Source organism: Blautia sp. AF14-40 (assembly GCF_003479665.1).
In the GTDB taxonomy this organism is placed as follows: domain Bacteria; phylum Bacillota; class Clostridia; order Lachnospirales; family Lachnospiraceae; genus Fusicatenibacter; species Fusicatenibacter saccharivorans.
Window position 1 is genome coordinate 1 of the sequence record NZ_QUHK01000024.1, and the last position, 21,126, is coordinate 21,126.

Genomic DNA, 21,126 nt, shown 5'->3' on the forward strand with positions numbered 1-21,126 from the left:
GACCTAATTGGTTGTGTTCACAGAAATGGAATGATAGATGTAAAGTATGTGCGGTTTTGAAGGTATATCAGAAAGGCCATCGGAGAGATCCGGTGGCTTTTTGTAATTATTTTCCGCAAAATACTTGTTTTTCGAAAAAGATTGTGTTATAGTAACGATTGTCAGGAAAAGATTCCTGAGGTATTCCTCGATAGCTCAATGGTAGAGCATTCGGCTGTTAACCGAAGGGTTGTTGGTTCGAGCCCAACTCGGGGAGCTAAGATGAAGAAGCGATACAGAAATGAGAAATCATAACTGTATCGCTTTTTTGATGTCTGTAGCCATTAAGAAACGCCATCTAACATTTTGACGGTTTTCCATAACATTTCTTCCTGTTCATGGAAGAAAGATTTCGTTATAATAAAATCAGACAGATCACGGAACATGTGCAGAGTCAGGAGTCGTGTCAAGGCGGAACTTTTTCCGATAGGCGCTTGGCGTCATGCCCTGCTTCTGGCGGAAGGCTTTGGTAAAAACTTCGGCATTCCGGTAACCACAGGAAAAAGCGACCGTTTCGATGGGGAGATCCGTATATGATAAAAGCTCAAGCGCACGCGTGATCCGGCAGGAAGAAAGATAGTCCTGCGGTGAGGTATGGAGATATTTCTGAAACAGGGTATAAAGGTAACTCCGGTTGATGCATACATATCTGGCAATATCCGAGACAAGAATTTCATTGGAATAATTATTTCGGATAAACTCAACGGCTTTTTCCACGTAAAGATTGCCGATCTCCCGTGCAGAAGGATCGGCAAGCGTGATTTCGCGGGAAAGAATTGAGAAAAACTGGTACAGACAGCCTTCCAGAAGATACTGGTCAGAGGTGTCATAGGTATTGTGCTTCTGCATCTGAAACAGGAGGGACTGCAGTTCACCGGAAAAACTGCACTGGTAGACAGGGTGCTCCTCGGAAAGACCGAGTTCCTGTACATAAGAGGCAGCTTTTTCGCCGTCAAAACCGATCCAGAGATAGGTCCAGGGATCATCCGCATCGGCTTCATAGTAGGTGCGGACATTTGGCATCAGGAAAAAGCCCTGTCCGGCGGTTAGGCGGTAAGTGCGGTTTCCGATGGTAAAAGTGCCTTTCCCGGAAATAATATAGTGGATCACGTAATTGGGGCGTACAGCAGGGCCGTAGCTGTGGAACGGCTGGCAGGCTTCGTAGCCGCAGAAGCAGAGATAAAGATCCGAAAATTTATGCTTTGGGACAGGAAGTGTCCAGGAAGTTTCCATAAGTATACCTCACAAAATGAATCATCAGAAAAGCCGGAATGTCACAAAAGGATGAGATTCCGAAATATCAGTAAAATTATATCGTGTTTTGCAGGATACTGCAAGCAGCTGTAGGAGATCAAAAGCCCGGAGTAGCAGCCGTTACGGTTCACGCAGCACCGGAACACTTGTTGTTCGGGTATGTAAGAAAGTGATTTTGGTGTGAGCAGCCCGAAAAAATGCGATAAGATAAAGGAGAAAAAACCATGGCAATCAAAGTAAGTGAAAATGGACGGTTATTTACCCTCCAGACAAAAGACAGCAGTTACCAGATGTTCGCAGATGACAAAAATGTGCTTCTGCATCTCTACTATGGAGAAAAAATCGGTGAGGAAAATCTTTCCGGTCTGATTTTCTGTACGGATATGGGATTTGCAGGAAATCCGGAGGAAGCCGGAAGCGATCGCACGTATTCTCTGGATACACTGCCGCAGGAAGTACCTTCGAGCGGAGTCGGCGATTACCGTGATGATATGGTTCGGATTCGTCAGGTGGATGGAAGCTGTGCGGCAGATTTCCGTTTCGATTCTTATGAAATCCTCGATCATTCCTATGCGGTTCCGGGTATGCCGGCACTGTACGATACAGAGGAAGAAAAAGGAGAAACGCTTGTCATCACGATGAAAGAGAAAGCTTCCGGTGTTGTACTGAAATTGTTCTACGGAGTATTTGAAAACGAAAACGTGATTACGAGAGCGGCAAGACTGGAAAACCACGGAGAGACGGCAATCGAGCTGGAAAAAATGCTGTCTTTCAGCATGGATCTGATGTATGAAAATTATGAGATGATCTATTTCTCCGGCCGTCATGCGATGGAGCGTACGGCAGAGCGGATTCCGGTGCAGCGCGCAAAAGTCGAGATCGGCAGCATCCGCGGCACGTCGAGCCATCATTACAATTCGGCCGTAATCCTCTGCGAGGAGGGGGCTGACGAGACACACGGTTCCTGCATCGGCGCATGCCTTGTTTACAGCGGAAACTTTGTTGCAGCGGCACAGAAGGATCAGAAAAACCAGACCCGTTTCCAGATGGGTATTCACCCGGCAAACTTCTGTTTCCACCTGGAAAAAGGAAAAGTGTTCGATACCCCGCAGGTGATCCTGAGCTACTCCGGAAGCGGCCTTACCAAACTGTCACAGCAGTATCATGAGATCATCCGCGAGCATATCTGCCGCGGTGCGTATAAACATGCCGAACGTCCGATCCTGATCAACAACTGGGAGGCAACGTATTTTGATTTCAATGAAGAGAAAATTCTGAAAATCGCAGAGCAGGCGCAGAAACTCGGCATCGAAATGCTGGTGCTTGATGATGGCTGGTTCGGAAAACGAGATGATGACAACAGCGGCCTTGGCGACTGGTTTGTCAACGAGAAGAAGATGAACGGTTCCATGGCACAGCTTGCAGAAAAAATCCACAAGATGGGCATGAAATTCGGTCTCTGGTTCGAGCCGGAGATGATTTCCGAGGACAGTGATCTCTACCGTGCACATCCGGACTGGGCATTTGCAGTTCCGGGACGTGTGCCAAACCATGGAAGAAATCAGCTTGTACTGGATATGACGCGTGACGATGTGCGGGAGTATCTGCTGGAGCGTTTGACGACCATCGTCCACGATGCAGAAATTGATTATGTCAAATGGGATATGAACCGCAGTGTCTGCGATGTTTACAGCCATGTGGCAGCACAGAGCCGAAACGGAGAGCTGTATCACCGCTATGTGCTCGGTGTTTATGATCTGCTCGAGCGTTTCCTTGCCGCGTGCCCGGATCTGCTGCTTGAGGGATGCAGCGGAGGCGGCGGAAGATTTGATGCCGGTATGATGTATTATTCCCCGCAGATCTGGTGCAGTGATAACACGGACGCGATCAACCGTCTGTCGATTCAGTATGGAAGTTCCTTCTTCTATCCTATCAGCACGGTTGGATCCCACGTTTCGGTATGCCCGAACCATCAGACCGGCCGCGTAACTCCATTCAAGACAAGAGGTGATGTAGCTCTTGCAGGAAGCTTCGGCTATGAGATGGACCTGAACAAGATTTCGGATGAAGAGAAAGAGATGGTAAAAGAGCAGGTTGCTGCAATGCATACATATTACGATCTGACGCACGAAGGCCTGTATTACCGTCTGACCGGGCTGAAAAAGCAGGATTTCATGGCATGGGAGTTCGTGGCAAAAGATCAGAGCCGCGCACTGCTTACACTGGTAAAGACGGATGCAGAAGGAAATCCGCTTCCGGTTCACACGAAAGTGTGCGGTCTTGCAGAGGATAAGCTGTACCGCTGCAGTCTGGATGGAGAAATCCGCTCCGGCCGTACTTGGAACCGTGCGGGACTGACGCTGCAGCAGGTGCTGGGAGAGTATGAGAGTATCCGGGTCGAATTTACAGAAGTAAAATAAAAAAGATAAGAAAAATCTTCAACTGGATTTGAGAGGAAGGGAACCTCAATCTGGTTGGAGATTTTTTTGCATAAAGAAAATCAAAGCAGGAGGGAAGGAACGTACTCTTTACAGTGCAAAAATAGTTATGATACAATAAGCAAAAGAAATTTTCTGACAGAAAATAAAGAGGGAACTGTCAAGAAAGGAAATTGTACATGAGAAACAAAAAAAACTGTTTAGCTGTTCTTCTGATGACAACTATTGTGGTAATGGGATGTGGAAATCAGCAGGTGGAAAAGGAGAATCCATCGGTTGTCTCCGAAAGAGCATCCAGTGTCCAGGATGAGTCAGAAGATGGTGAAAAAGAGTTTCTTTCTACATACCAGAATATTATAATCACACTTCCAGAAGGCTGGAATGTAATGAGAGATGAAAAAATTCAATGCAGTTTCATATCGGAAGATGGGGAAAGTCTTGAGATATCGTATCGGGAAGGAATGGCAAAAGTGATACTTATGGATTTCCCGGAGGACGAAGAGAGTGCTGAAAAATTAATCGATCAAAATGAAATAACCGGGGAAAACAGCATCAGTGATTTTGTAGCGAAAACAGTTAACGAAGGAAAAAGTAAAGAGAGTTCCTTTTATCGTTTCCAGGTAAAAAATTCCCTGCAGATTCCGACCGCATTTTTCTGCGGAGTGAAAACGGAGAATGAAGGGTATCAGATTATATGGAAAAAAGGAAACGGCAGCAACGATACACAGCAAATCGTGCCGGAAATACTGGAGTCTCTGCAGTTCCCGGACAATGAGCTGCTGACAGAAACATTTCAGACGGCCTGCCAGGAGCAGAAAAGAGCGCTGGAAGCAGAAAATAATTCGGATGGCGTGAAAAAGCAGAAGGGTAAGAAAACCGTCACCTGTATCTCACCGGTCAATGTACGTACAGAACCCAACGTCAGCACAAGCCAGGTTATCGGAGCTCTGACGACAGGGGAAGAAGTGGAAATGCTCGGAAAAGAGAACGGATGGTACAAGATTTCGTATGAGGGAAAAACGGCGTATGTGTACGAAGACTATGTGAAAGAAAAAGAAAATTAAAAAAGAATGATATTTTCAAAAAAGCTGCCGAAGCAAACAGAACCGGTAGCTTTTTTGAAATAATTTTGAAAAAGAAAAATCCCAGAAACTATCTGTTTCCGGGAAAGAAGAGGCGTCGACCGGATTTGAACCGGTGGATACTGGTGTTGCAGACCATTGCCTTACCACTTGGCTACGACGCCATATGACTCCGACGGGAATCGAACCCGTGTTACCGCCGTGAAAGGGCGATGTCTTAACCGCTTGACCACGGAGCCGAAGTTTTTGATTTGTCTGCCGTGATTTTTGCTCAGCGACAAGTAGTATATTATCATAAGAAAACGAGTTTGGCAAGTGTTTTTTGAAAAAAAATCAAAAATTTTTGAGATTTGTGTTGTCGTGCATTCAGAAGGAAAAAATTTGCCGGGTCAGGGCATGGCTTTTCGATATTCTTCCGGTGACATACCAAAAGTCCGGCGGAAAATGCTGGCAAAATAGCTGGGGCTTTCAAATCCGGTATGCAGAGCAATTTCCAAGATAGAAAGCGAGCTGCCGGTAAGAAGATCTGCGGCTTGGGTTACGCGGTACTGGTTGATATAGGAAATAGGCGTTGTGTGAAAGTGCGTTTTGAAGAAACGACAAAAATATTGTGGATTCATATTGAGTATAGCAGCAAGATCTGAAAGACGGATTTTGGAATCATAGTTATCCTGAATATAACGTAAGAGTTTTTTACACTGATCAGATCTTTCTTTTTTACGAGTGCAGAGGGGTTCCGGATGAAGAAAAAGCTGGTATTGCGCCAGAAGTGCAAGAATCCGATACATGTCACTTTTGATCAGAAGAAACCAGCCGATGGGTTTGGTATCGTATGCATACAGGATTTCCTGGAAAAGCTCAGATAATGTCAGTACAAATGTTTTCTGTGTCTGAGAGGAGGCTTCAGCAGCAGAAAGCTCTTCCAATGGAAAAGCCGGAAGAAGCAGTTGATGAGAGAGCAGCGGACGAATCCAGTCTGCTTCACAGGAATCCAGATAGGCACATGAGAGAATTTCTGGAAGAAATACAAGGGCATGGTGAATCGAAGGGGTAGTTCCAATGCTGCAGAGCTGATGCAGTTCGTGACTGTTGATGAAAAGAAAAGTACCTTCGGAAATTGTCCGGGTTTCAGTTTTCAGTGTCAGAGTGAGAGTACCTTTTTCAACCCAGATCCATTCTAATTCTTTATGCCAGTGAAAAGGAACAGAGAGCCCGCCATGCGCATAATCCTGATGATAGATATGGAGCGGAACAGGTTCGGTTCCATGCACGGTAAAATCCCGGATTCCGCCAGAAAGAACAGGGGAACAAGATTCAGGAGAAAAGAGCTCTTTTGAACGTTCTTTTTTCATAAAAGTCAAAATCCTTTCATTAAATACGAAAATCAGGTTAGAAAATATAAGATAATATCATTATACTGCTCTTATAGGAAAAAAGAAAGAGAGGACAGAAAATGAAAAGAGAGTGGTGGCATAGCTTAACCGTATATCAGATTTACACCAGAAGCTTCTGTGACAGCAACGGAGACGGCATCGGCGATTTTGGAGGGATTCTGCAGAAGCTGGACTATCTGCAGGAGCTTGGTGTTGGAGCCATCTGGCTTTCGCCTTTTAACGATTCTCCTAATTACGACAATGGATATGATGTCAGTGACTATTATAAAGTAATGGAAGAAGCGGGCACAATGGAAGAGCTGGAAGAACTGATCGCAGCCTGTGAAAAGCGGGAAATTGTGGTCATGATGGATCTTGTTTTAAATCATAGTTCCCATCTGCACCCATGGTTCCTGGAAGCCAGAAAGGATCGAAACAGTAAATACCATGATTTTTACATCTGGAAGGAAGGAACGAAGGAGCAGCCGCCAGAAGGCGGCGGAGCATTCTTTGGAGGAAGCACCTGGGAATGGGTGCCGGAGGTTCAGGAATATTATTATCACAGTTTCAGTGTAATGCAGCCGGATCTGAACTGGAAAAATCCGTCGCTTCGGAAAGAGCTGTACCGGATGATCCAGTTCTGGATGGATAAAGGGATCCGTGGTTTCCGGCTGGATGCAATTGACAATATTGTAAAAGATGGACATGGAGGAAATGATACTCATTCGGAGCAGATTCATACATACTTAATGGAAATGAATCAGAATACGTATGGAAAATCAGAACAGATCCTGACAGTGGGGGAAACCGGAGGTGCTACGGTAGAAATGGCACAGCAGTATTCTGATCCGGAAAGCCAGGAGCTCAGTATGATTTTTCAGTTTGAACTGATGGGAATCGACGGCATCCGAAGTGGAAACTGGGATCCGAAACCGTATACGCTGCCGCAACTGAAGCAGCTCTTTGAAAAATGGCAGACGGGACTGGAAGAAAAAGGATGGAACAGCCTGTTCTGGGGAAACCATGATTTTCCGCGTGTCGTATCGCGCTTTGGAAATGACAGGGAACCGTATCGGGAAAAATCAGCAAAAATGTTGGCTGTCCTTCTCCATGGGATGAAAGGAACTCCTTATATTTACCAGGGGGAAGAAATCGGTATGACAAATGTGTCAGGGCTTCGGATCGAGGACTATCAGGATATCGAGTCTGTAAATTTTGCCGAAGACCGTAAAAAAGAAGGCTGGGAGGAAGAAAAAATTCGTACCTATCTTGCACGGAACAGCCGGGACCATGCGCGGACGCCAATGCAGTGGAATGCGGAAAAACACGCCGGATTTACAGCGGGAACACCGTGGATGGCGGAAAATCAGAATTACGAGGAGATCAATGTGGAAAACAGCAGAAAAAATCCGGATTCCCTCTTCTATTTCTATCAAAAACTAATTGCGCTGCGTAGGAAAAATGACACTCTTGTTTATGGGGATTTCCGTCTGATTGAGGAAGAAAATCCGGATATTTTTGCTTATGAGAGAAATCTGGGAGAGAAAAAGCTGATTGTGCTCTGCAATTTCCGGGATACCGCGGCAGAGATGAAAGCCCGATATGATTTGACAAAAGGAACGGTTCTGATTCATAATGATACAGAAAGCCTCACAAAAGAAGTGTGGAAGTTACAGCCGTATGAGGCGTATATGATTGAACTTCTGCAGTAAAAAGACAGAAATGAAAAGCAGCAGGAGAAGAAAACTGCAGGAGCAACTGGAAACAGGAGGGAGAAAATGTATCGCGTTCTTCTTGTAGAAGATGAAGAAATTGAACTGGAGACATTGCGGGATTATATTGACTGGAAAAAGAACGGGATTTCCAGAGTATTTACCGCGCGCAATGGCAGAAGGGCACTGGAGTGCCTGGAAGAAAATATGGCAGATATTGTGATTACGGATATTCAGATGCCAGGAATGAGTGGAATTGAACTGGCAGAGACGATCGTACGCCGGGGATATCCATGCAAAATTGTTTTTCTGACAGGATATGATGATTTTTCCTATATCCATTCCGCTTTTCAGGTGAATGCCGTGGATTACCTTTTAAAGCCATTTACGATTGAAGAAGTAGAAGCATGTCTGAAAAAAGTGAGAAGTGAACTGGAGAAAAGAGAGATAGCAGACTGGTCGCGGAAAACGGCGGCGAAGCAGTTGCTGGAAATGGCTTTGCGGGAAAAACAGGAAACAGAGCTTTTACGGAAAAATTTCCGTGGTGTATTTGGAGAAGAACTGGAAGAGTGCAGGTTTGGAATCATAGCGGTTTATGGAAAAACGGAAGAAAACATCTGTAGCCAAATTCAGGAAAAATACAAGGGCATCCGTTACATCAGCAAAACGGAACGGATCAGTATGCTGCTGCTGGCGGGGTATCTGTCGGTGAAAGATACGGCATTTCAGATCTGGAATGATTTGAAAGAAGACGCACCGAGAGCCGTTGGATGGTGCAGTGGAGCATGGACAGCTGACTGCCTGTACGAAAAGGCGGAAAAACTTCGGAACTGTTGTGTTCTGGCATTTCATATGGATCCACCGGAACTTTTCTGTGCAGATGAAAAAGAAACGGAAGAGGAAAAAGCATATCATTTCCGGGAACAGAAGGAGCGGAGAGAAGAAATCTGTCGTCTGGTCAGCAACGGGAAAAAGCAGGAAACGCTGCAGACCATGAAAGATTATTTTCAACAGCTAAAGGGGCTTGCGCCGAAAACATTTGCGGGAGAAGTTTACAATCTCTATATGTATCTATGGAACCGTCTTGTTTTGAGCGATGAACTGCTGGAAAACTGGATGGAAGCAGAAAAAATTTTGAGAGAAAATGAAATTTTTGAAGCAAACAACAGTTATCAGATGCGGGAAAAGATGAAGCAGTATCTGGAACGGATGTTGGCATTTTTTGAAGAACAGAATCAAAATCCAAATTACTATGCCGTTTATCAGGTAAAAACATATCTTCAGGAGCACTGCTCGGAAAGCGCAGATATCGAGAAGCTGGCCGCGGAGGTTGGTTTGTCTCCGAATTATCTGAGGAGCCTGTTTAAAGAGGCAACAGGAAAAACGATTTTGGAATACAATACGGAAATGCGTCTGCAGAGGGCGGCGGAACTGTTAAAGAATAAGAAAAATAAAGTACGGGAAGTGAGTCTGGCGGTTGGATATGAAAATGTTTCTTACTTTGGCGTTGTTTTTCAGAAAAGATTTGGAGTGACACCAAATGAATATCGTAAAATGGTATAAAAATCGGAGTTTTCAGTTTAAACTGGTGATCGGCTATCTGGTACTGGCACTGATTCCAATGCTGTGTGTTACCTGGTACAGTTATGGAAAAACAAGGAATGTGCTTCTTACTGAAGCATATCAGAGTGCAGAACAGGAAGCAGAACGAATTGAAAAAAATTTTTCTACGATGGTCGAGCCTTACGAAACAATTCTGGATGTGCTGTATGTGGATCAGATGCTGAGCGGATATTTGTTTCAGGATTACAGCAACGATTCTTATGAAGATATGTTTTACTATATTGATAAGAAGCTCAGCGAAATCTGTCTGATGAATGCAGGAATTTACAAAATCTGTTTTTACAGCAACAATGAAACGCTTCCGCAGGATAATTATTATTTTTATTCCATGCAGGATCTAGATCGGAGGGAATGTGTGCTGACATTTGATGCGATAGGGGAAACGGTATTCTGTGGGACATCTGGAGACGGAAAAGCATTTCATATGAATCGTCTGATGAATTTTTATCCACAGGGCGGGATGAAGGGCGTACTGTCGTTACAGATTGAAAATCAGCAGATACAGCCCCTCCTCGAAACAATAAATTCCACCGATGAAATTTATCTGGTGGATCAAAAAGGATATATTCTGGCTGCTTCCGAACCGGAAATGGCAGGCCTTCCGATCCGGACCAGAATGCCGGAAGAGGATCTGGAGCAGAAAGCGCAGATTGAGTTTGAGCGTGACGGCATTTCAAAAATCGGAAATATCCAGAGCGGAGTTTTCGGAACAAAAATTCTTGTGATTTCGGATAAGGAGACGGTTTTAAAAGACGCAAAAGCTGTTTCAAGAAGGATGCTGTTCCTGATCCTCTGCAGCGCGGCTATGGTATTTCTCTGCATTATCTGTTACACAAGATGGATTTCCATGCGGGTGCAGAAAGTGGTGTATGCAGCAAAACGGATGGGACAGGGAGAATTTGATTACCGTCTGGAAAATATGGGAGAAGATGAGATCGGACAGATCGGGCTGGCGTTTAATCAGCTCAGTGATCAGATTCAGGAGCTAATTCGGGAAAATTACGAAAAGAAAATCCGGATTCAGACGAGCGAACTGAATCTGCTGCAGGAACAGATCAATCCGCACTTTCTTTACAATGCACTTGCGGTTATTTCAGCACTGGCGATGCGGGAAGGTGGAAAACAGACGATGCAGGCGGTCAAAAATTTGTCCAGCTTCTACCGGATTTCCCTGAATAAGGGAAAACAGGTGCTTTCCATCCAGGAAGAAGTGGAACTGCTGCAGAGCTATCTGAAAATCCAGCAGATGCGTTTTCGGGACAGCGTACAGGTGGAGTATGAGATTGCAAGAGAAGTACTGACATATCGAACCATTAAACTTCTTCTGCAGCCGCTGGTTGAAAATGCCATTCACCATGCGAGAAAAGAGGAAGAAGTTCTCCACATTGCGGTCAGAATTCAAAAAGAAGAAAGGGATGTGGTATTCCAGGTGACAGATGATGGATGTGGAATCGAGGCGGAAAAACTGATTAAACTGCGAAGTTCTCTGCGGCGCTTAGAGGAAGGATATGGACTGAGAAATGTTGCAAACAGGGTTCGTCTGGCTTATGGAGAGGATTATGGTGTCCGAATAGAAAGCCAGGAAGGATATGGAACGACAGTTTCTGTCAGAATTCCAGTAAACGAATAAAAAATCAAACAAAGCAGAAATAACTTCGTATTGTTTGCATAGAAGAGGAAACAGAAACCGGCTGATAAAGGTGATTTTGCCCGTCAGCCGGTTTCTGTTTCGTTAGATATTGACAGAAATCGTAAGAAAACAACAGAATAAAAAAGAGAATTATAAAACTCCGTTAAATCGAGATAGAAATCATAAAAAAGTGAGATTGTTGCAGGACAGACTATCCATTAGAATGGAAACATAGACAGCAAGAGTGTACAAGATGAACAAAAAGAAGAAAGAAGGAGAAGGCATGAAAAAAGAAAACGTGCATGCAAAGCACAAAAAAAGCCTCGCGGAACGGTTCTGGAAACAGAAATATCTGTTTTTACTGCTGCTTCCATCGTTGGTATGGGTCATTCTGATCTGCTATGCACCAATGACAGGACTGTATATGTCCTTCATCAACTACACGCCGCAGGGTAGCGGCTATTTTGCGGATATGGTGAATTCGCAGTTTGTCGGTCTTGACTGGTTCAAGTATTTCTTTTCCACAGATTTCACAAAAATCATGAGAAACACACTGGCAACCAGCTTACTGACACTGTTATTCTCATTCCCGCTGCCAATCATTCTGGCGCTTTGCCTGAATGAAGTTCGAAACCAGAAGGCAAAGAAATTTGTACAGACCGCATCTTATATTCCCTATTTTATTTCCTGGGTTATTGCGGCAAACATTTTCCTTACATTCCTTTCTTCAGACGGCGTCATCAACAATCTGTTAAAATTCCTCGGATTAACCGATGAGTCGATTCTGTTTTTCCAGAAAGGACCATATTTCTGGTGGATCATCGCGATCGCAAATGCGTGGAAGGTACTTGGATACAATGCGATTATCTATATGGCGGCAATCTCCGGCATCAGCCAGGATATGTATGAAGCAGCGGATGTGGATGGTGCGACGAGAATGCAGAAGATTCTGCATATCACACTTCCGGCATTAAAGCCGACCATTATGATTCTTCTGATTCTGGCAATCGGAGGTGTTCTGAATACAGGATATGAGCAGCAGCTGTTGATGTCTAATGATGCTATTTTAAATTATTCTGATGTACTTGATACGTATGCATACCGCTATGGTCTGAAAAACGGAATGTATTCTTACGGTACTGCAGTAGGATTCTTTAAATCCGCAGTCTCCTTCATTCTGGTCATCAGTGCAAATGCACTTTCGAAGAAATTCAGTGATGATAATACGGCACTGTTTTAGGAGGAAGGAAAATGAGAGAAAAAGCAATTAAAATCAAAAGAAAACGTTGTGCCAGTGACTGGTTTCTTGATATTTTCAAAGTGGTTTTTCTGGTGTTAGTTACTGTGATCTGTGTGTATCCGTTCTGGAACATTTTTGTGGTATCCATTAACGATGCAACCGATGCACTGCGCGGCGGGCTCTACTTTCTGCCGAGAAAACTGAGTCTGGCAAGTTATAAAGATATTCTGGGACGTGCCACATTTTTGCATGGCATTCTGATCACTGTACTTCGTACTGCAATTGGTACACCGCTGGCGGTCCTTGTCACGACAGCACTTGCCTATGTGCTTTCCAGAAAAGAGCTGCTGTTCCGGAAACAGCTGAACCTGTTCTTTATCTTCACCATGTATTTTGGCGGCGGAATGGTTCCGTATTATATGGTATTAAAGAGCCTTGGAATGCTGAATAATTTCATTGTATTTATTTTCCCGAACCTGGTAAGTGTTTATAATATGATTCTGGTAAAGAATTATATAGAGGGAATGCCGGCAGAGATTTTTGAATCGGCGAAAATTGACGGAGCAAACGATCTGACAGTTTTCTTTAAAATGGTAATTCCATTGTCCAAGCCGATTATTATGACCATTGCACTGTTTGTTGCAATTACCCATTGGAATTCTTGGTTCGATGCATATTTGTTTACGAATGCACAGTCTTTAAAAACAATGCAGTCCATTTTGGTTGAAATTCTGAATCAGTATCAGACTTCATCAGCGAACCAGGCGGCAAATCAGGCGTCACAGACCATTACGCCGGACAGCATTCGAATGGCTGCTACGATGATTGCGACCATTCCGATTATCATGGTTTATCCGTTTATTCAGAAATATTTTGTTAAAGGAATCATGCTCGGATCTGTAAAGAGCTGATGATAGAAGGAGGAAAAGAAAATGAAGTTCAAAAAAAGTATCGCAATGGCGATGAGTGTCCTGATGGCAGCGGGAATGCTTGCAGGATGCGGATCAAATGGCAGTACATCATCAAGTACTGCATCCGGCAGTGCATCATCTGCATCGGGCGAGGTATCAACAGACGGAGTTACGATTTCTATCTTTGACAAAAACTCCGGAAGCAATACCTTTGATGATCCAGTTGCAAAAGCAATTGAGGAAAAAACAGGTGTCAAAATTCAGGTAGAAAATCCAACCGGAGATCCGCTGGAAAAATTGAACCTGATGCTGACCGGTCAGAATTACCCGGATATCGTCCTGATGGATCGTGGAAATGATATTGTAAACCGTTACATTGAGGCAGGCGCACTGCTTCCGTTGAATGATCTGATCGATGAGTACGGTCCGGATGTAAAAGAGATGTACGGGGAAACCTTAAACAAGAGTCGTTATACCGATGGAAAGAATTACTATCTGAATAACTGGTACGGAGAAGATCCGGATCCGGTAGCCGGTGTTCTGATGCGCTATGATTATCTGTGCGAAATCGTTGGAAAAGACCGCGCAGACAGCGATGAGCCATTTACACAGGAAGAGTATATTGACATTTGCAAGAAATTCAAAGAACTTCATCCGACCATTGACGGAAAAGAGAGTATTGCCATTACCTTTGATGCAGAATCCAAAAACTACGATGGAACATTAAAAGGAATGTATGGTCTGAAAACATATTATCAGGATGGGGACAATCTGGAACATGTTGCCAAAGCACCAAACTTCAAAGAGATGATGTCCTTTGCCAATGAACTGTATACCGAAGGCCTTCTGGACAAAGAGTGGGTTGTCAACAAGAAAAATCAGTGGACGCAGAAACTGTCTGCAGGTAACGTATTCAGTACCTTTGCTTCCTACTGGGATACCGATGCAGCAAATACAGCACTTGCTTCTTCTGTAGGAGAAGATGCAAAATTCTATTCCTATAAAATCCTTGGAAACGGAATCAGTGCAGATGAAACTACTTACTGCGGAAGAAGTACACTTGGCTGGGATGCAATCGCGATCACCAAGAATTGTAAAAATCCGGAAGCAGCCATGAAGATGATCAACTACCTTGCAAGCGAAGAAGGACAGTATCTTCTGATGTGGGGTATTGAGGGAACCAACTGGAATATGGAAGATGGAAAACACGTTCCGAACGATGATCTGATTGAAGGATTCCAGACGGATTTTGACAAAACAAAACTGGATACCGGCGTCCGCAAATGGACTTGGTTTGTAAAGAACGGAAATGGTACAGACGGAACTCCATACGATGTATCACAGTATAAAGTAAAAGAGACCCGGCAGGTGGCTATGAATCACTTTGGTGAGAACGACAGATGGGATACCGCAGAGTTTACAGGCCTTGCCCCGGCAGGAAGCACTCCGGATGGCTTGAAATGGCAGAAAATCCAGGATATCTACGATCAGGAATATCCGAAGATTGTGAATGCAGACAGCCACGATGCGGCAATGGAAGAGTACGACAAGATGATTTCCGAAATGAATGACGCAGGACTGGAAGATGTAGAAAAAGTTATCACACAGAATTATCAGGAGCGTATGAAACTCTGGAATGAGTAAGCTAAAGTAAAATAAAAAAATCACACACGGAAAAGAACCGGCAGAAATCGAAATACAGATTTCTATGTCGGTTCTTTTTTATCAGAAGAAGCATTGCGATTTTCAAGGAATCTGGATATAATGAGGAAAACTGGAAAAACAGGGAAATCCAACCGCATGAGACAGGAGGCATCGTACATGGCAGCGAAAGAACAGTTAACCGCAATGGAAATGATCTGGGGATTTATGAGTGGGACGACAGGACATATGGGAAAGACGGACTTTGCGCCGCAGAAGGAAGCGTTCGGGGATTTTGCATCTCCGGAAACGTATTTTCCGCGCGTGGTGCCGGAGAGCGAAGGCATCTCATCGGAAAAGCTGACGCAGATGCTTCGTGAGCTCGCCGCTGCGCGCCATACGGACATGCATCATCTGCTGGTCCTGCGGAATGGACATGTCATCTGCGAATGCAATTTCGCCCCATACCGCAGCGGCATCTGGCATGCGACGTATTCTATGTGTAAGAGCATCACTGGCATGGCGGCTGGTTTTCTGATCAGTGAAGGAAAACTTTCCCTGGACGAGAACGTCTATGATATTTTTGAAAAACGAAACGGTCTGCTGCAGAAGATCCTGCGCCCGAATCTGACCGTGAAGCATCTTCTGACGATGAAGAGCGGCGTACAGTTCAACGAGATGGGCGTTGTTTCCGGCAACGACTGGGTGGACAGCTTCTTAAATGCGCCGGTCAAGGGAACGCCGGGCGAAGCGTTTGAGTACAACAGTATGAACACGTATCTGCTGTCTGCAATCATACAGGAGCGCACCGGCATGAAGATGGTGGATTACCTGCGGCCGCGCCTGTTCGAGCCGCTCGGTATCAAAAAAATCTTCTGGGAGAGCTGCCCGGCAGGGATTACGAAAGGCGGCTGGGGCCTCTTCCTGTGCCCGGAGGACGCGGCCAAGCTCGGGGTGATGTACGTGAACGGCGGAAAATTCGAAGGAAAACAGATCGTCCCGGCGGAATGGGTCGCAGCGTCCACCTCCGTTCATGCGACACCGCCGGAAAAGATGGGAAAATATGGCTATGGTTACCAGGTCTGGATGGAGGAGCGGCCGGGCAGCTTTGCGTTCAATGGCATGCTGGGGCAGAACGTGCTCGGTTATCCGGATACCGGCGTGGTGATTGTGACGAATGCTGGCAGCAATGAGCTGTTCCAGACGTGTGAGATGCTTGACATTGTGCGGAAGTATTTCGGTGCGGAATTTGGTGCAGAGCTGAAATCCGGCGAGGCGGAAAGCCCGATGGCATATCAGAAGCTGGTGCAGACCTGCCGTGATCTGGAGGGCGCGAAAGAGACACCGGGAAGAATCCTGCGCGGCGGCTGGAAGCGGAGAACACCGGGGCCGCGGAACAGCGGAACACCGCGTCAGATCGATATGGCGCAGCTTCTGCACGGAAAAGAATATAAAATGGAGGACACGCATGTCGGCATGTTTCCGCTGACGCTGCAGGTCTTCCACAACAACTTTTCCGACGGCATCCGCCGCATCGGTTTCTTCTATGAAAAAGGCCGTTTCTTTGTCGAGCTGACCGAGGGAGAAAAAACACAGCGCATTGAGATCGGTCTTACGGGGTCCAAAGTTGTAGAATGGGTGGAAAACGAGGAATCGTATCTGCTCGGAACGACGGGACAGTTTGCGGAGAATGAAGACGGCGAACTGGTGCTGAAGCTTGAGTTTGCATTTCTGGAAGAGGCCGCAAGACGGAGGGTCAAAATCATTTTCCAGCGTGATTTCGAGCGGATCAGACTGGAGTGGAATGAGACGCCGGGCAAGGATCTGATTATCGAGGGCCTTGAATCCCTCGTGACGGATGTGGCGATCGCACCGCTTCTGCCGTCGCGGTTCCGCGAGCGGAGCCTTGACATGATCCATCTGCTGATGGCACAGACCATTGAGCCAATGGTAGAGGCACACCGTGTGCGGCCGGGGGAAGAAACGGGGACAGAAGAAGCGGCAGCGGAAGCTGAATCGGCCGCGGCAGTGGAAAATGCGGAAAACGCAGAAGAAACGGTGTAAAAACAGAAAAAATCAGAAGAGAAATGTGGATAAAAAAGGGAATGGAGCTGCCGGATGCGCAGTTCCATTCCCTTTTAAAAATACAGATTACAGATTCAAAGCCATATCGCCGGATTTGATCAGGTTTGCCTTGCGGAATACCTCTGAGAAGAACAAGGTGATCACAGCCGGAAGCACGAAGTGGAGCAGAATGATTTTGATGATGACGAGCTTCGGATCATCGTAAGTGATCATCGTCTGATACGTTGTGATCTGTCCGACAAGACCTGCGGAACCCATGCCGCTTCCCGTTGCATTATTCTGCATATTGGCGAGGATTGTGGAGACGGGTCCTAAAATCGCACTCGAGAAGATGACGGGCAGCCAGATCAGTGGATGACGCATGATGTTCGGCACCTGAAGCATCGAGGTTCCAAGACCCTGTGCGACAAGGCCGCCGAATTTGTTTTCCCGATAACTTGCAACCGCGAATCCGACCATGTTGCAGCAGCAGCCGATCGTTGCGGCACCGGCGGCAAGACCGGAAAGATTCAGAATGATGCCGAGTGCAGCGGAGCTGATCGGCAGTGTCAGAACCATACCCATGACGACCGAAACAACGATGCCCATGATGAACGGCCGCTGTTCCGTTGCCCAGTTGATGATGCTTCCAAGGCCTGTCATCATCTGGGAGATCGGCGGTCCGACGAGCAGTCCGACAACGGAACCGGCTCCGATGGTGATGACCGGTGTCACGATGATATCAACCTTGGTCTTGCCGGAAACCAGATGGCCGCAGGTGATGCCTGCGAAAGCTGCGATGAAAGCGCCGAGCGGTTCGCCAGGTCCTGCCAGAACGGCATTTCCGTCCACAAAGAATGTGCCGCCGGTGATCTTGCCGGCATAACCGCCGACCATGGCGGCGACGGCTGCAGAAACCGTGACAAGCGGGCTTTCCCCATATTTCACTGCCACGCCGACACCGATACCGGCACTTGTCAGGGCTGCGGCAGCTTTTCCAAGCAGATAGATCACATTTCCAGTCGAACCGCCGATCAGAAGACCGATCTGCTGAATCATTGTACCGATAATCAGGGTTGCAAAAAGACCCTGCGTCATGCCGCCGAAGCCATCAATGAAGATGTGCGAGGCGACTTTTTTGATTGTTCGCATATGGAATTCCTCCTCATGTATGTGGTGTGTTACTGTATTCACAAGTGACTTGTCAGTCGACTTTTAGTCTATCATAAGATGGGGGCGGGTGCAATCCTTTTCCGGGGGCATAAGTTGACAAAAGAAAGGGGCACGCTTATAATTGAGACAAATTCAGAGCGCTTCCAGAAAACAGCGCAGACAGTAAAAAAGTGATAAAGGAGACGCATGGGAAAACAGAAAAAGAAACAGAAAAAACGCGGCAATCCGCTTTGGACTCTGGTATTTTTAGCGGCACTTGCTGTTTTCTGCTTTTCCGGGTATAAGCTGATCGGCATTTACCTGGATTACAAGACCGGTACGGATGAATACCGGGATCTGCAGCAGTATACGACGGAAATTACAAAAACACCGGAGACACCGGCACCAAAGAAAACAGAGGAGCCGCAGGCGGAATCCAAACCGGCGGAGCCTTCCGAACCGGAGCCGGAACCACTGTCGTATCCGACAGAACCGCCGCTTGCCGTCGATTTTGAATCCCTAAAAGCGATTAACCCGGATGTGAAGGGATGGCTTTATATCGAAGCTCTTGACATCAGTTACCCGGTCGTACAGGGGCCGGACAACGATGCGTATCTTCATACGACGTATGAGGGAACGAGCAACTTTGCGGGTTCCATTTTCCTCGATTACCAGAATCAGGGTGATTTCAGTGATGGAAACACAATCGTTTACGGTCATAATATGAAGAATCTCTCCATGTTCGGAAAATTGAAACAGATGAAGGAGCAGGAAAAATATAGGGACAGCGTCTATTTCTGGATGCTGACGTCGGAATCAAACGATGTGTACCAGATTTTTTCTGCCTTTTATACGGAGGCAGACAGTGATGTCTACACGCTGTATTCCGGCGGGGGTGAAGCGTTTGTACAGTATCTGAATACCATGGCGGCGCGGTCAGAGATTCCGGTGGAGCAGCCGGAGATGGATGAACACAGCCATATTATTGTGCTGTCCACCTGTGCGGCGAGCGATACGACTGGACGGTTCGTCGTTCTGGGCGTGCGGCGGAACCGGTAATGATTGGTCAGGAGGAGGAATGACAGATGGAAGAGGAAAGAAAAATCGAAGAACTGCAGAGATTGATTGATACGCATGAAAATATCGTATTCTTCGGCGGCGCGGGCGTGTCCACGGAGAGCGGGATTCCGGATTTCCGGAGCGTGGATGGCCTTTATCATCAGAAGTATGACGTTCCGCCGGAGACAATTTTAAGCCACAGCTATTTCCTGCGGTACCCGGAAAAGTTTTATGCTTTTTACCGCGACAAAATGCTTCCGGTCGGCGCAGAACCGAACGCGGCGCATAAGAAACTTGCAGAGCTCGAAGCGGCGGGAAAATTAAAAGCGATTGTGACGCAGAACATTGACGGACTGCATCAGGCGGCGGGAAGTAAAGTAGTGTATGAACTGCATGGAAGCACACACCGCAATTACTGTATGAAATGCGGGGCATTCTGCGATACAGAGCTGGTGAGAAGGAGCAGCGGCGTTCCAAGATGTGAAAAATGCGGAGGCATGATCAAACCGGATGTCGTACTCTACGAGGAGAGTCTGAATGAGAAAGTGCTCGACGGTGCGATCCGCTCGATTGCGGCGGCAGATCTTCTGATTGTCGGCGGAACGTCACTTGCGGTTTATCCGGCGGCAGGCCTTCTCCAGTATTTTGAGGGCGATGCGCTGGTTCTCATCAACAAGGGCGCAACGCCGATGGATAAAAACGCGGATCTTCTGATCCAGCAGCCGATCGGGCAGGTGCTCGGCAGCATCAAAGTAAGATAGATTTTAATTAGAAAATATAAGGCGGAAGAAACATGGCAGAACATTACGAAGTAGGCGATATTGTAAAACTGAAAAAGCCGCATCCGTGCGGCAGCAGCGAGTGGGAAATCCTGCGTGTCGGCGCAGATTTCCGTCTCAAATGCACCGGCTGCGGCCACCAGATCATGGTAGCACGCAAGCTGGTCGAGAAAAACACCCGCGGATTACGAAAAAAAGATGCGTAATATCGTGAAAAAAACAAGAAAACACGCGAAAAAGGGCTTGCTATAAGCCCTTTTTTATGTTAAAATAACAAATTGTGACGTATAAAAATAATTCCTTGCTCCCCATAATGAAAATGGGGTGCCAAAAAGTCCAAAAGGAGGTAAAGCATGAACAAGTACGAATTAGCACTGGTTGTGAATGCAAAACTTGAAGAAGAGGAACGCGCAGCTGTAGTTGAGAAAGCCAAAGGTTATGTAACCCGTTACGGCGGAACAGTTGGCGAAGTAGAAGAGTGGGGCAAAAAACGCCTTGCATACGAAATTCAGCATATGCGTGAAGCATATTACTACTTTATTCAGTTTGAAGCAGACGCAACAGCTCCGGCAGAGATCGAGAGCCATATGCGTATTATGGATAACGTACTGAGATACTTAGTCGTTAAAAAGGAAGCTTAAGAGGTAAGCGAATGAATAAAGTTATATTGATGGGAAGATTGACCAGAGATCCCGATGTCAGATACTCTGCTGGAGAGAACTCCACAGCGGTAGCCCGTTATACACTGGCTGTTGACCGCAGATTCCGCAGAGACGGCGATTCCGCAACCGCAGACTTTATCGGATGCGTTGCTTTCGGCCGCCAGGCAGAATTTGCAGAGAAATACCTGCGTCAGGGAACGAAGATCGCCATCACCGGCCGCATTCAGACCGGAAGCTACACCAACCGTGAAGGCCAGAAGGTCTACACGACAGACGTAGTTGTAGAAGAGCAGGAGTTTGCAGAGAGCAAAAATGCAGGCGGAAACAACGGAGGATACTCCGCACCGCAGCATAACAATCCGGCTCCGTCCGCGAATACATCTGACCTGGGCAGCGCCGATGGTTTTATGAATATTCCCGATGGCATTGACGAAGAATTGCCATTTAATTGATAGAAAAGGAGAGAT

Annotated in this window: 17 protein-coding genes and 3 tRNA genes; 15 read left to right on the top strand and 5 right to left on the bottom strand. The window is 46.3% G+C overall.

Annotated features, from left to right (window positions below; translation table 11 throughout):
• Window positions 1-184: 184 nt before the first annotated feature.
• Window positions 185-256, top strand: a tRNA-Asn gene (locus DWW13_RS14335).
• 158 nt (window positions 257-414) lie between these two features.
• Here DWW13_RS14335 and DWW13_RS14340 read toward each other — a convergent pair.
• Window positions 415-1,272 (bottom strand): AraC family transcriptional regulator, encoded by an 858-nt coding sequence (locus tag DWW13_RS14340; protein ID WP_117761929.1) that lies wholly within the window; start codon window positions 1,270-1,272, stop codon window positions 415-417.
• Between the two features lie 245 nt (window positions 1,273-1,517).
• Between DWW13_RS14340 and DWW13_RS14345 the strand changes: the two genes are divergently transcribed.
• Both DWW13_RS14345 and DWW13_RS14350 read left to right on the top strand, forming a co-directional pair.
• Window positions 1,518-3,713 (top strand): alpha-galactosidase, encoded by a 2,196-nt coding sequence (locus DWW13_RS14345; protein WP_117761930.1) that lies wholly within the window; start codon window positions 1,518-1,520, stop codon window positions 3,711-3,713.
• Between the two features lie 197 nt (window positions 3,714-3,910).
• A complete protein-coding gene (locus DWW13_RS14350; RefSeq protein WP_117761931.1) occupies window positions 3,911-4,795 on the top strand; it encodes an SH3 domain-containing protein in 885 nt (294 codons plus the stop codon).
• 110 nt (window positions 4,796-4,905) lie between these two features.
• Here the strand turns inward: DWW13_RS14350 and DWW13_RS14355 are convergent.
• The 3 genes from DWW13_RS14355 to DWW13_RS14365 all read right to left on the bottom strand — a co-directional run bounded on the left by DWW13_RS14355 (window position 4,906) and on the right by DWW13_RS14365 (window position 6,165).
• A tRNA-Cys gene (locus DWW13_RS14355) sits at window positions 4,906-4,977 on the bottom strand.
• A 3-nt stretch (window positions 4,978-4,980) separates the two neighbouring features.
• A tRNA-Glu gene (locus DWW13_RS14360) sits at window positions 4,981-5,052 on the bottom strand.
• Between the two features lie 150 nt (window positions 5,053-5,202).
• Entirely contained in the window at window positions 5,203-6,165 is a 963-nt protein-coding gene (locus DWW13_RS14365; protein WP_117761932.1) for an AraC family transcriptional regulator, read from the bottom strand.
• 101 nt (window positions 6,166-6,266) lie between these two features.
• On the opposite strand from DWW13_RS14365, the gene DWW13_RS14370 reads away from it, so the two are divergent.
• From DWW13_RS14370 to DWW13_RS14400, 7 genes are all read left to right on the top strand, one after another.
• A complete protein-coding gene (locus DWW13_RS14370) occupies window positions 6,267-7,898 on the top strand; it encodes a glycoside hydrolase family 13 protein (RefSeq protein WP_022461722.1) in 1,632 nt (543 codons plus the stop codon).
• Between the two features lie 66 nt (window positions 7,899-7,964).
• Window positions 7,965-9,461, top strand: a complete 1,497-nt coding sequence (locus tag DWW13_RS14375) for a response regulator transcription factor (protein WP_117761933.1) — start codon at window positions 7,965-7,967, stop codon at window positions 9,459-9,461.
• Complete coding sequence (locus DWW13_RS14380; RefSeq protein WP_117761934.1) at window positions 9,439-11,151, top strand: sensor histidine kinase; 1,713 nt, start codon at window positions 9,439-9,441, stop codon at window positions 11,149-11,151. The genes DWW13_RS14375 and DWW13_RS14380 overlap by 23 nt, the downstream gene beginning before the upstream one ends.
• Before the next feature lie 253 nt (window positions 11,152-11,404).
• Window positions 11,405-12,391, top strand: a complete 987-nt coding sequence (locus DWW13_RS14385; protein WP_243004588.1) for an ABC transporter permease — start codon at window positions 11,405-11,407, stop codon at window positions 12,389-12,391.
• An 11-nt stretch (window positions 12,392-12,402) separates the two neighbouring features.
• On the top strand, window positions 12,403-13,302 hold the full coding sequence (locus DWW13_RS14390) for a carbohydrate ABC transporter permease (protein WP_022461726.1): 900 nt from the start codon (window positions 12,403-12,405) through the stop codon (window positions 13,300-13,302).
• Between the two features lie 21 nt (window positions 13,303-13,323).
• Window positions 13,324-14,946: an extracellular solute-binding protein gene (locus DWW13_RS14395; RefSeq protein ID WP_117761935.1), complete on the top strand. Its 1,623-nt coding sequence runs from the start codon at window positions 13,324-13,326 to the stop codon at window positions 14,944-14,946.
• 177 nt (window positions 14,947-15,123) lie between these two features.
• Window positions 15,124-17,007 (top strand): serine hydrolase domain-containing protein, encoded by a 1,884-nt coding sequence (locus DWW13_RS14400; protein WP_158579774.1) that lies wholly within the window; start codon window positions 15,124-15,126, stop codon window positions 17,005-17,007.
• Window positions 17,008-17,094: 87 nt separating this feature from the next.
• Here DWW13_RS14400 and DWW13_RS14405 read toward each other — a convergent pair whose 3' ends face one another.
• Window positions 17,095-18,159, bottom strand: coding sequence for a PTS transporter subunit IIC (locus DWW13_RS14405; RefSeq protein WP_117804871.1), 1,065 nt, complete (start codon window positions 18,157-18,159; stop codon window positions 17,095-17,097).
• A 207-nt stretch (window positions 18,160-18,366) separates the two neighbouring features.
• On the opposite strand from DWW13_RS14405, the gene srtB reads away from it, so the two are divergent.
• The 5 genes from srtB (at window position 18,367) to DWW13_RS14430 (ending at window position 21,111) form a co-directional block, all read left to right on the top strand.
• A complete protein-coding gene (srtB, locus tag DWW13_RS14410) occupies window positions 18,367-19,218 on the top strand; it encodes a class B sortase (protein ID WP_117761938.1) in 852 nt (283 codons plus the stop codon).
• Window positions 19,219-19,244: 26 nt separating this feature from the next.
• Entirely contained in the window at window positions 19,245-19,979 is a 735-nt protein-coding gene (locus DWW13_RS14415) for an NAD-dependent protein deacylase (RefSeq protein WP_117761939.1), read from the top strand.
• Between the two features lie 32 nt (window positions 19,980-20,011).
• Window positions 20,012-20,203 (top strand): DUF951 domain-containing protein, encoded by a 192-nt coding sequence (locus DWW13_RS14420; protein ID WP_022461609.1) that lies wholly within the window; start codon window positions 20,012-20,014, stop codon window positions 20,201-20,203.
• A gap of 147 nt (window positions 20,204-20,350) precedes the next feature.
• Window positions 20,351-20,638: a 30S ribosomal protein S6 gene (gene rpsF, locus DWW13_RS14425; protein ID WP_022461610.1), complete on the top strand. Its 288-nt coding sequence runs from the start codon at window positions 20,351-20,353 to the stop codon at window positions 20,636-20,638.
• An 11-nt stretch (window positions 20,639-20,649) separates the two neighbouring features.
• Window positions 20,650-21,111: a single-stranded DNA-binding protein gene (locus tag DWW13_RS14430; RefSeq protein ID WP_055220137.1), complete on the top strand. Its 462-nt coding sequence runs from the start codon at window positions 20,650-20,652 to the stop codon at window positions 21,109-21,111.
• The last annotated feature ends 15 nt before the right edge of the window (window positions 21,112-21,126 follow it).

Bases quoted from the DNA above. Each gene is read 5' to 3' on its own strand.
- DWW13_RS14415 (WP_117761939.1), top strand. From the start codon at position 19,245: ATGGAAGAGGAAAGAAAAATCGAAGAACTGCAGAGATTGATTGATACG.
- DWW13_RS14430 (WP_055220137.1), top strand. From the start codon at position 20,650: ATGAATAAAGTTATATTGATGGGAAGATTGACCAGAGATCCCGATGTC.
- DWW13_RS14380 (WP_117761934.1), top strand. From the start codon at position 9,439: ATGAATATCGTAAAATGGTATAAAAATCGGAGTTTTCAGTTTAAACTG.
- DWW13_RS14395 (WP_117761935.1), top strand. From the start codon at position 13,324: ATGAAGTTCAAAAAAAGTATCGCAATGGCGATGAGTGTCCTGATGGCA.
- DWW13_RS14345 (WP_117761930.1), top strand. From the start codon at position 1,518: ATGGCAATCAAAGTAAGTGAAAATGGACGGTTATTTACCCTCCAGACA.
- DWW13_RS14350 (WP_117761931.1), top strand. From the start codon at position 3,911: ATGAGAAACAAAAAAAACTGTTTAGCTGTTCTTCTGATGACAACTATT.
- DWW13_RS14370 (WP_022461722.1), top strand. From the start codon at position 6,267: ATGAAAAGAGAGTGGTGGCATAGCTTAACCGTATATCAGATTTACACC.
- DWW13_RS14375 (WP_117761933.1), top strand. From the start codon at position 7,965: ATGTATCGCGTTCTTCTTGTAGAAGATGAAGAAATTGAACTGGAGACA.
- DWW13_RS14420 (WP_022461609.1), top strand. From the start codon at position 20,012: ATGGCAGAACATTACGAAGTAGGCGATATTGTAAAACTGAAAAAGCCG.
- DWW13_RS14365 (WP_117761932.1), bottom strand. From the start codon at position 6,165: ATGAAAAAAGAACGTTCAAAAGAGCTCTTTTCTCCTGAATCTTGTTCC.
- srtB (WP_117761938.1), top strand. From the start codon at position 18,367: ATGGGAAAACAGAAAAAGAAACAGAAAAAACGCGGCAATCCGCTTTGG.
- DWW13_RS14400 (WP_158579774.1), top strand. From the start codon at position 15,124: ATGGCAGCGAAAGAACAGTTAACCGCAATGGAAATGATCTGGGGATTT.
- DWW13_RS14385 (WP_243004588.1), top strand. From the start codon at position 11,405: ATGAACAAAAAGAAGAAAGAAGGAGAAGGCATGAAAAAAGAAAACGTG.
- DWW13_RS14340 (WP_117761929.1), bottom strand. From the start codon at position 1,272: ATGGAAACTTCCTGGACACTTCCTGTCCCAAAGCATAAATTTTCGGAT.
- DWW13_RS14390 (WP_022461726.1), top strand. From the start codon at position 12,403: ATGAGAGAAAAAGCAATTAAAATCAAAAGAAAACGTTGTGCCAGTGAC.
- rpsF (WP_022461610.1), top strand. From the start codon at position 20,351: ATGAACAAGTACGAATTAGCACTGGTTGTGAATGCAAAACTTGAAGAA.
- DWW13_RS14405 (WP_117804871.1), bottom strand. From the start codon at position 18,159: ATGCGAACAATCAAAAAAGTCGCCTCGCACATCTTCATTGATGGCTTC.